Origin of the sequence: Solirhodobacter olei, from assembly GCF_004010155.1 — a bacterium.
GTDB lineage: Bacteria > Pseudomonadota > Alphaproteobacteria > Rhodobacterales > Rhodobacteraceae > Solirhodobacter > Solirhodobacter olei.
Genome location: NZ_RRYH01000116.1, coordinates 1 through 340 on the forward strand (window position 1 = coordinate 1; position 340 = coordinate 340).

Sequence of the window (340 nt, forward strand, 5' to 3'; positions counted from 1 at the left end):
TTTCGCATGTCAAAGTACAGATTACTGCATCTAGAAAAGACATTTACCTGGTACTTGTTTATGGCATCACAGAACATCCGATGATGCTAGCCACTAATAAAGAAATCAAATCAAAGGAAGATGTGATCCGAGTTGCAAGAACTTACTTCTCACGCTGGAAAATAGAAGAATATTTCCGTTGTAAAAAACAGATGTTCCAGTTTGAAAACTTTCGCGTAAGAAAGCTCGTTTCGATTAATGCTCTTAATTTTTACATCACCTTATGCATGGCATTTCTCGCTATTATTTCAATGGAATCCGAGACAAATGCACTTAAGGTTTCAATCATAAAATCAGCAAA

1 protein-coding gene is annotated in these 340 nt (G+C 35.6%); it reads left to right on the forward strand.

What is annotated here, in order from left to right; all coding sequences use genetic code 11:
* A partial coding sequence (locus tag EIP85_RS22680) for a hypothetical protein (RefSeq protein ID WP_206615650.1) occupies positions 1–340 on the forward strand: 340 nt, incomplete at both ends.